This is a genomic window from Janthinobacterium saanense (assembly GCF_014200675.1).
In the GTDB taxonomy this organism is placed as follows: domain Bacteria; phylum Pseudomonadota; class Gammaproteobacteria; order Burkholderiales; family Burkholderiaceae_D; genus Janthinobacterium.
The window spans coordinates 426,128-435,672 of record NZ_JACHCI010000004.1; the positions used below are offsets into that span (position 1 = coordinate 426,128).

7 protein-coding genes are annotated in these 9,545 nt (G+C 58.5%); 3 read left to right on the forward strand and 4 right to left on the reverse strand.

The features are described 5' to 3' along the window. Positions 1-11 precede the first annotated feature (11 nt). From HDE72_RS09120 to HDE72_RS09130, 3 genes are all read right to left on the reverse strand, one after another. Positions 12-728, reverse strand: coding sequence for a class I SAM-dependent methyltransferase (locus tag HDE72_RS09120; protein WP_183739202.1), 717 nt, complete (start codon positions 726-728; stop codon positions 12-14). Further along, positions 725-3,964, reverse strand: coding sequence for a tetratricopeptide repeat protein (locus HDE72_RS09125; RefSeq protein ID WP_183739205.1), 3,240 nt, complete (start codon positions 3,962-3,964; stop codon positions 725-727). Before HDE72_RS09125 ends, HDE72_RS09120 begins: the two co-directional genes overlap by 4 nt. Before the next feature lie 223 nt (positions 3,965-4,187). Next, entirely contained in the window at positions 4,188-5,864 is a 1,677-nt protein-coding gene (locus HDE72_RS09130) for an electron transfer flavoprotein-ubiquinone oxidoreductase (protein WP_183739208.1), read from the reverse strand. A gap of 252 nt (positions 5,865-6,116) precedes the next feature. Between HDE72_RS09130 and HDE72_RS09135 the strand changes: the two genes are divergently transcribed. Then, the gene (locus HDE72_RS09135; protein WP_183739211.1) at positions 6,117-6,893 is read left to right on the forward strand and encodes an SDR family oxidoreductase; all 777 of its coding nucleotides are present in this window, start codon (positions 6,117-6,119) and stop codon (positions 6,891-6,893) included. 9 nt (positions 6,894-6,902) lie between these two features. Here the strand turns inward: HDE72_RS09135 and HDE72_RS09140 are convergent, their stop codons facing one another. After that, positions 6,903-7,475, reverse strand: coding sequence for a LuxR C-terminal-related transcriptional regulator (locus HDE72_RS09140; RefSeq protein WP_409254954.1), 573 nt, complete (start codon positions 7,473-7,475; stop codon positions 6,903-6,905). 185 nt (positions 7,476-7,660) lie between these two features. Between HDE72_RS09140 and HDE72_RS09145 the strand changes: the two genes are divergently transcribed. Then, positions 7,661-8,359 (forward strand): CoA transferase subunit A, encoded by a 699-nt coding sequence (locus HDE72_RS09145; RefSeq protein ID WP_183739214.1) that lies wholly within the window; start codon positions 7,661-7,663, stop codon positions 8,357-8,359. A gap of 24 nt (positions 8,360-8,383) precedes the next feature. After that, positions 8,384-9,034: a CoA transferase subunit B gene (locus HDE72_RS09150; protein WP_183739218.1), complete on the forward strand. Its 651-nt coding sequence runs from the start codon at positions 8,384-8,386 to the stop codon at positions 9,032-9,034. The last annotated feature ends 511 nt before the right edge of the window (positions 9,035-9,545 follow it).

A 9,545-nucleotide genomic window follows, 5' to 3' on the forward strand; every position in this document is an offset into this window, starting at 1 on the left:
AAGGTGCCGTGTTAGCGGCTCAGGATGACGTCGTAGCGGTAGTGCGCCGCATAAAACCGGGGATCGGCAGAGACAAACTGGGTGTGCCAGCCAGCGGCGTGGGCCAGTGCGGCAAATTCGTCCTTGCTGCGCCAGATGCCGATACGCGAAGCATGGTCGGACAGTTCAGCATCGCTGGGGCGATTTTCCTTGTAAAACAGGTCGAGCCGGTCGCGGTCTGGCAAGTTGCCCAGGTAGATTTTTTCGACCTGGCTGAAACGCTGGAACAGCAATTGCAGAACCGCCTGCGCCGCCTCAGCGGAAAAATACGAGAAGCTGCCATAGCACAGGACTTTTGAAAAGCGCTCTGGTTGAGGCTCTGTCCGCACATAATCATCCGCGCTTTGTTCCTGGAAGGTATAGCGTGGCGCGATTTCATGGTGCTGCCTGGCGACGGAAATCAGATAGCTGGACAAGTCCACGCCAACAAATTCCTGGCAGCGATCGAACAAGCGGGTCGACAATGCGCCGTTGCCGCAAGCTAAGTCGAGCAGTACATCGTCGGCGTGCAAGCCGAGATTGTTCTTGATTGTCGTCACGATCAGTGCGATTTGTTCTTCAGTGACAGGCTTGCCATTGACCGTACGCTTGATCTGCGCCCAGAAATCATCGGCTGGCTGGCTACGTGCATACTGATCATGATCGAGTACGGGGTAGCCTTTTTCTTGCAGGGTGTCGTGTGTGCTCATGGCGTGGATTCCTTGGCTGTTCCTGGTTGCTGATCATGATGCATGGCATCAAAGGAGAGAGGGGGTAATTGCGCGCACCAGCGGCGCCACATGATGCGCAAGGAGCGCTCGAGACCTTGCGTCACCAGCGCCGGCTTGGTGATCGGCGCTTGCAGGAGGCGTTCGCGCAGGGTGGCGCGCAGGTGGGCTAGCGCGGAAATATTTTGCGACAGGAAAATGCCCTTGTTGACGAAATTTTCCTCATCGTCGGCCGCAAACGCTTCCAGGCCCAGATGCCCCAGGTAAGCTGCCGCCGCGCGGGTAGGGATGGTGCTGCCGCTGAGGCTCAGGGTTGGCACGCCCATCCACAGGGCGTGGCATAACGTGGTGGTGCCCGTGTAGGGGAAGGTATTCAGACACACGTCCACCTGATGGTGCAATTGCATATACTCGTCCATGTTGCCACGTGCGTGGAAGCGCAGCCGCGTATTGTCGATGCCTTCTTCGGCAAACCATGCGCGCAGATAATCGTCGCGTTCATCGCCATTGAGTCCGGCCAGCAGCATGACTGAATTTGGCAAGGCCCGCAGCACTTGCGCCCATAGGGCGATCACCTTGCGATTGAGCTTGTTGGCACGGTTGAAGCTGCCAAACGTCACATGGCCGTTGGCCAGTGCTGGCAAAGGGCTGATGCCGGCGCTGCCGCCATAGGGCGTAAACGGGGCGCTGATGGGCAAGTGGACGATTTTTTCAAGAAACTGATGATCGAACTGACCCGCTGGCAAGATTTTGTTGTCGCTCAGAAAGTAATCCATGGCCCGCAAGCCAGTCGTGCCCGGGTAGCCCATCCAGCTGACCTGGACAGGTGCCGGCTTGCGCGCAAAGACGGGCAAGCGGTTGGCTGCCGAATGGCCCGAGAGGTCGATCAGAATGTCGATGGCGTCCGTGCGTATCAGCTTTTCCAGGGCGTCGTCGCTCAGGGCGGTCACATTGCGCCACTCATCCATGCAGGCGCGCAGTTTCTCCGTATCGGCATCCTCCATGATCTTGTTGTAATAGGCGTACAGTGCCAGATTCGGGTTGCCTGCCAGCACTGTGAGCACGGGAGCGAGAAAGCTGGCGAGGGCGTGGTTGTTGAAGTCGCCAGAAACCAGGCCGATGCGCAGGCGCCGTTCAGGTTCTTGCGTATTCGAAAATGGCCGGCTGGCGGCTGTACCATCGAGACTGGCTTCAATCAGTGCGCCATAACGGCAGTGTTCGGCAAACAGCGTGTCGGCATCTGCCGTGTCACTATGGCTGAGGCTAAACAGCAGATTGCTGTGCGCCATCGTATAGTGGCCATGTTTGGCTTGCAAAGCTTGCCGGATATGGGCCATGCCCTGTTCGCCCTGGCCTTGCTGTTGCAGCAAAGCGCCCAGGTTAACATGGGCTTCGGCAAAATCTGGATTGCGCTCCAGTGCCATCAGGTAATGCGTTTTTGCTGCATCCGTCTGACTGAGCGCCTGCAGGGAATTGGCAATATTAAAATGGAACTCTGCAGTGTCCAGTCCCAGTTCCTGCACGCGTAGGCACACTTGCAGCGCTTCCTCGTGCCGGCCCAGGTGTTGCAGGGTGGTGCACAGATTGTTATGGGCGATGATGTAATCGGGTCGCAGGGCCAGGGCCTGGCGGTAGCTGGCTTCGGCTTCTTCAAATTTCCCCAATGCTTGCAGGCAAGCACCAAGGTTGCAATGGGCGATCTCCGAATCGGGGCTGATCCTGATTGCGTGCTGCTGGAGCGTGATGGCTTCTTCGAACTGATGCAGGTCCAGTAGTGCAACGCCCAGATTGTTCAGGGTGATGATGGAATTGCCATCGATGTGCAGGGCCCGGCGATAGCTGTCGATTGCCTGCCCGGCATGCCCGAGGTTATTCAGGCAGACGCCGAGATTGATATGGATATTGATATCATCCGAATGCAGCCTGGCTGCCTCGCGGTAGCAAGCCACCGCTGCCTCAGTCTGGCCCAGGGCCCGGTAGGCTTCGGCCAGGCGCGTATGCAATGGCGCGCAATCGGCTGCGGTGGCCAATGCCTGCCGGTAGGCGTCTACCGCGGCGTCATATTGCTCCAGCGAGTGCAGGGCCAACGCCATATTGTGATACAGCATGTCGATTGCCGGATCGAGTTCTGCCGCACGACGGTAGCTGGCGACGGCATTTTCCAGCTGCCCCGTGCCCTGCAGCGCTGCACCCAGGCCAGCATGGGCCCTGGCGTCGAGCGGCGTTATCTGCAATTGGGCGCGGAAACTGCTGGCGGCTTCGTCGAAATGGCCAAGCGCATGCGAGATTTCCCCGAGCTGGAAGTGCGCCTCTGTATCGTGCGGCATGAATTCCAGTGCGCTGCGGTAGCTATTGGCCGCCTGCTCAAGCTTGCCTTGTGTCTTCAAGGTGTTCGCCAGGTTGAAATGCGCCTTGGCATAATCCGGGCGTATGGCCAGCGCGCGCTGGTAGCTGGCCGATGCTTCCTGATGGCGTCCTTGCGACTGCAGGGCGCTACCCAGATTGCTGTGTGCCTCGGCAAATTCCGGATCGATCTCCAGCGCCCGCAGATAGCTGTCGATGGCGGCATCCATGTGGCTGATGTCTTGCAATGCATTGCCCAGATTGCCATGCGCCTGGGCATCGTATGGCGTGAGTTTCACCGTCTTGTGCAGGGCCGCGAGCGCATCTTTGCCCTGAACCTGCAAGGCCGTTCCTAACACGCTCCAGCCAAAGGAAGACTCGGGAAATTTCTCCAGCAAATCGCGGCAAGCGCTTTCCATCTGTGCGAAATCGCCGCTGTGATACAGCTTGACGATGTGTTCCTTGTCTTCCTGGGAGGGCGAGAGGGCAGCCTCTGCAATAGCCTGCATCACGCGTTGGCGCAGGAGTTGCGAGCTGTCATTGTCCAGGCCCCGGCCGATCGCCGTATCGATAATGTCGAGCGCCTCGGCAGCCTGTCCTGCCTGCAAAAGACCATTCGCATAGGACAGCCAGAATTGGCCCTCGTCCGGTTCGACCGACAGCGCCTTGTGCAAATACGGCAAGCCGGCTTCGTATTGGCCTACTTGCCCAGCAAGCAAACCCAGGTTGTGGTTGGCGATGGCGTGATACGGCTGCACTTGTAGAATGGATAGGTAAAGTTCTTCCGCCTCTGCGTAGCGTCCGGCCTGGTGTTCAGCGATCGCCTGCTGTAATTCGGTTTCTAGTGGCGCTACGGGCGGAGCATTCGCTGTCATGGGGAGGCACTGAAATGTTGATCAACAGGAATTGTAACTGTTGACAGTGCTTATGAGAAACTTTCCTGTCGGAATTTTTATGCCAAATGCTGTTTCAATGCAAACTTTATGTTGCTAATACCTGTCAGCAGGGCCAGGCATGCTGTCGTGATGAAAAAACAGCGCGCCACTGGAAAGTGGCGCGCCGTGTGCAGATCAGCTGGCGTTATGAGAATATTGCAAATTACATATTCGGATAATTCGGTCCACCGCCACCTTCCGGCGTGATCCAGACGATGTTTTGCGTCGGGTCCTTGATGTCGCAGGTTTTACAGTGCACGCAGTTCTGCGCATTGATCTGCAGGCGTTCGGCGCCGTCGTCGTTTTTCACGAATTCATACACGCCTGCCGGACAGTAGCGCGCTTCCGGGCCCGCATAGGTCGCCAGGTTGACGTCGACCGGCACGCTGGCGTTTTTCAACGTCAGGTGGATGGGCTGGTCTTCGGCGTGGTTGGTGTTCGAGATGAACACCGACGACATCTTGTCGAAGGTCAGCTTGCCGTCCGGTTTCGGATACACGATCTGTTTCGACTGGGCGGCCGGCTTCAGGCATTCGTGGTCGCCATGCGTGTGGTGCAGGGTCCAAGGCGCCTTGCCGCGGAAGATGATCTGGTCGATGCCCGTCATCAGGCTGCCCAGGTACAGGCCTTTCGACAGCCATGGCTTGACGTTGCGCGCCACGTGCAGTTCTTCATGCAGCCACGATTTTTCGAAAGCCTCAGGGTAGCTGGCCAGTTCATCGTGCTGGCGCTGTTCGCCCAGCGCGCCAAACGCCGCTTCGGCCGCCAGCATGCCGCTCTTGATGGCGGCGTGGCTGCCCTTGATGCGGCTCATGTTCAAAAAGCCCGCGTCGCAGCCGACCAGCGCGCCGCCGGCAAACACCAGTTTCGGCAGGGACTGCAGGCCGCCGGCCGTGATGGCGCGCGCGCCATACGATACGCGCTTGCCGCCTTCAAAGAATTTGCGGATTTCCGGATGCGTTTTATAGCGCTGGAATTCCTCGTACGGCGACAGATACGGGTTTTCATAGGCCAGGCCGACCACGTAGCCGACCATCACCTGGTTGTTTTCCAGGTGATACAGGAAGGAGCCGCCATAGGTTTTGGCATCCAGCGGCCAGCCGGTTGAGTGGATCACCAGGCCAGGCTGGTGCAGGGCAGGGTCGATTTCCCACAGTTCCTTGATGCCGATGCCATACGATTGCGGGTCCTTGCCAGCGTTCAAGTCGTATTTGGCCATCAATTGCTTGCCCAGGTGGCCACGCGCGCCTTCGGCGAACAGGGTGTACTTGGCGTGCAATTCCATGCCCAGCTGGAAGTCGGGGCCAGGCTCGCCATCGCGCTTGACGCCCATATTGCCGGTCGCCACGCCTTTCACGGAACCATCGTCGTTGTACAGGATTTCAGCGGCAGGGAAACCGGGGAAAATTTCCACGCCCAGGTTTTCCGCCTGCTGGCCCATCCAGCGCACCACATTGCCCAGCGAGACGATGTAGTTGCCATGGTTTTCAAAGCAGGCCGGCACGGCGAAGTTCGGGGTTTTATAGGCTTTGGTTTCGGTCAGGAACAGGATGCGGTCTTCCGTCACCGGCGTATTGAGCGGGGCGCCCAGTTCTTTCCAGTTCGGGATCAGTTCGGTCAGCGCTTTCGGGTCCATGATGGCGCCCGACAAAATGTGCGCGCCCAGTTCGCCGCCTTTTTCCAGCACGCAAACGGATACTTCCTGATTTTTTTCAGCCGCCAGCTGTTTCAAGCGGATCGCCGCCGCCAGGCCGGCCGGACCGCCGCCGACGATGACGACGTCATACTCCATGGCCTCGCGCGGTCCGTATTGTTCAACTAAGTTATTGGGTTGTGTCATGGTCTCGTTTTATAGTGACTAAATTAGTGAGTGGAGCATCTTCGTGGAAAATTTAAGCACGAGTGTGCTTGTTTTTGGCGAGGATTGCAACTTTGGCGCCATTTTGCGTGACATTGCCCCACGCCGCAATCTAAATCCGGGCATTTTGTGTAATGATGGCGTTTACTCATGCCCAGCTGTGGCGTGCCGGTTTCTGGCCGTTTTCCATGGACAGCGTGCAGGGTGTTATCTAAAACAAAACAGGAGTAGCTCGTGGGCATAGAAGTCAACTTCGAGGGCAAGATCGCCCTGATTACCGGTGCATCGAGCGGCCTCGGCGCGCGCTTTGCGAAAGTGCTGGCGCAAGCCGGCGCCCAAGTCGTGCTGGCCTCGCGCCGCACCGAACGCCTGAAGGAATTGCGCGCCGAGATCGAAGCCGATGGCGGTGCCGCGCATGTGGTGGCGCTGGACGTGACCGATTACGCCAGCATCAAGTCAGCCATTGCGCATGCGGAAACGGAAGCCGGTCCGATCGATATCCTGGTAAACAATTCCGGCGTCTCGACCACCCAGCGTCTGGTTGACGTCACACCCGAGGATTACTCCTTTGTGATGGACACCAATCTGCGCGGATCGTTCTTCGTGGCCCAGCAAACGGCCAAGCGGATGATCGCGCGCGCCAAGGGCGACCCAAAAAAACAGCACCGCATCATCAATATCGCTTCGATGGCGGGCTTGCAAGTGCTGCCGCAAATCGGCGTGTATTGCATGAGCAAGGCCGGCATGGTGCACATGACGCGCGCCATGGCGGTGGAGTGGGGCAAGTACGGCATCAACACGAATGCGATTTGCCCAGGCTATATTTCAACCGAAATCAATGAAGATTACTTTGCCAGCGAGCAGGGCAAGAAGCTGATCGAGATGTTGCCCAATAAACGCCCGGGCAAGCCGGAAGACCTCGATGGCCTGTTGTTATTGCTGGCAGGCGAGGATTCGCACTTTATCAATGGCGCCATTATCTCCGCCGATGGCGGCATGAGCACGTTTTAACGCCGCACTTTACAGTTGCACGCCCGCCAGCTTGTGCACCAGTTCTGACGAGGTAGCAGCCGAGAACTTGCGCATCAGCCTGGCGCGGTGCATTTCTACCGTGCGGGGGCTGAGGTCGATCTGGCGGGCGATCAGCTTGCTGGTCTTGCCTTCCACCAGCAGCGCGGCGATTTCGCGTTCGCGCGGCGTCAGTTCCGCCGTCACCGGCCGCTTTTCGCTGACATCTTCAAACGTCCAGATGCCTGGCCCCAGCGGGTCCGTGGGCAGCATGGCGTGGCCCGTGACGTGGCACCAGAATAATTCATCGTTGCTGCGGCGCATGATGCGCTCATCTGAATAGCGCCCCTTGGCGTTCATGATGGGGATGATGCGGTCACCCGTGCGCAGGAATTCATCGAGCGTAGGGTAGAGTACCTGGAAGGACTGGCCCACCAGTTCGGTGCGTGCATAACCGAACATGGCGGCCAGCGCCTCGTTGCAGCTGCGTATGATGCGTTGCTCCGACATGCACATGCCGACCGGTGCGTGCAGGAAGATGCTTTCATAATCGATGGCTGCTGGCGCTGCATTCACATTCATCATCTGATGTACGTCACTCTCACAGGTGGATAGCCGGCCCGGCGCCGGTAGTTCTACGGTATTGTACTTTCGACTGGCGTATTTTATGCTCACTTGCGGCAAGAGTCGCAGACTCATGCATAGAACTGTCATAGAACCGCAAAATAGCGTGCTTAACAATAGCGCGCTTAACGAATAGAGGGACACCCATGAATAAAGTTTATCCTGACGCCGCCTCGGCGCTGGCCGGTATCGTCCAAGATGGCCAGACCATCGCCGTCGGCGGCTTCGGCCTGTGCGGCATACCCGAAGCCCTGATCGCCGCCTTGCGCGATTCCGGCGTGACGGGTTTGACGGCCATTTCAAATAACGCGGGCGTGGACGGCTTTGGCCTCGGTCAATTGCTCACCACGCGCCAGATCAAGAAGATGATCGCTTCCTACGTGGGCGAAAACAAGGAATTCGCGCGCCAGTACCTGGCCGGCGAACTGGAACTGGAATTCACGCCGCAAGGCACCCTGGCCGAGAAGCTGCGCGCCGGCGGCGCCGGTATTCCCGCCTTCTTCACCAAGACGGGCGTGGGCACCATCGTTGCCGATGGCAAGGAAATTCGCGAATTCGACGGCGAGCAATACGTGATGGAACGCAGCCTGGTGGCCGATGTAGCCCTGGTGAAAGCCTATATGGCCGACCGCGCCGGTAACCTGGTGTACCGCAAGACGGCGCGCAACTTCAATCCGAACGTGGCCATGGCCGGCAAGATCACCATCGTGGAAGTGGAAAAGCTGGTCGAAGTGGGCGAGATCGACCCCGACCACGTCCACACCCCGAGCATCTTCGTGCACCGCATCGTGGTCAATGCGAACCCGGAAAAACGCATCGAGCAGCGCACCGTGCGCGCCGACTAAATAGAACAGACGGAGATAATTATCATGGCTTGGACGAGAGATCAAATGGCCGCACGCGCGGCAAAAGAGCTGCAGGACGGCTTTTATGTGAACCTGGGCATAGGCTTGCCTACCCTGGTGGCCAACTATGTGCCGGACAATATCGAAGTGTTCCTGCAGTCGGAAAACGGCTTGCTGGGCATCGGTCCGTTTCCCACCGACGATGAAGTCGATGCCGACTTGATCAACGCCGGCAAGCAGACGGTGACGGCCTTGCCCGGTTCTGCTTACTTCAGCTCGGCCGACTCGTTTGGCATGATTCGTGGTGGGAAGATCAACCTGGCCATCCTGGGCGCCATGCAAGTGTCGGAAAAAGGCGACCTGGCGAACTGGATGATTCCAGGCAAGATGGTCAAGGGCATGGGCGGCGCGATGGACCTGGTGGCCGGCGTCAAGCGCGTGGTGGTGCTGATGGAACACGTGGCCACGGCCAAGGATGGCACGACCTCGCACAAGTTGCTGAAACAATGCGACTTGCCGCTGACGGGCGTGGGCGTGGTCGACGTCATCATCAGCGACCTGGGCGTGATCGATGTCACGCCGCAAGGCTTGAAACTGGTGGAGCTGGCGCCTGGCGTGACGAAAGAGCAGATCCAGGAAGCCACGGGCGCCGAGCTGGACGTATCGGCGGTTTAACCGCTAACCTGCATTAAAAACGGCGCAAGCTTGAGCTTGCGCCGTTTTTTTATGGTGCGCCCAGCATGGGCGCACTCCTGCGGGTGCAAGTCCCGCCGCGAGCTGACCACAGTGAGCGAAGTGAAGCGCAACTGCGGGAGGGTAACTGACCGTGGGAAGGAAGCGTGGAGCATAAATCATGAGCCGATGAACAAGAACTGCATAGAAGGCGCTGCCGATCAGGGCGAGCGGGCCATAAACCGCGAAGCTCTTGTGGTCAAGGAGAGGTGGCGTAAATGCAGCGGTTGTGTGATGAAGGAGTGCGGCCCTTACCTGGGGACGCCCCGCCTTGTGCCTGAAAGGGCGACGGTGAAAGCCGGAGCGGGGTCTCAGCAGAGGTCATAGTAGCCGAAGGTAGCGCCGGGAAGGCTCGACCCCTTAGGCGAAGGACCGAACGAATAGGAGTCAATCCGATATGTCGATGCAGAAAGCACAGCGTCAGATGCCTGCGCAAGCGGGGCGGGAAGCCGTA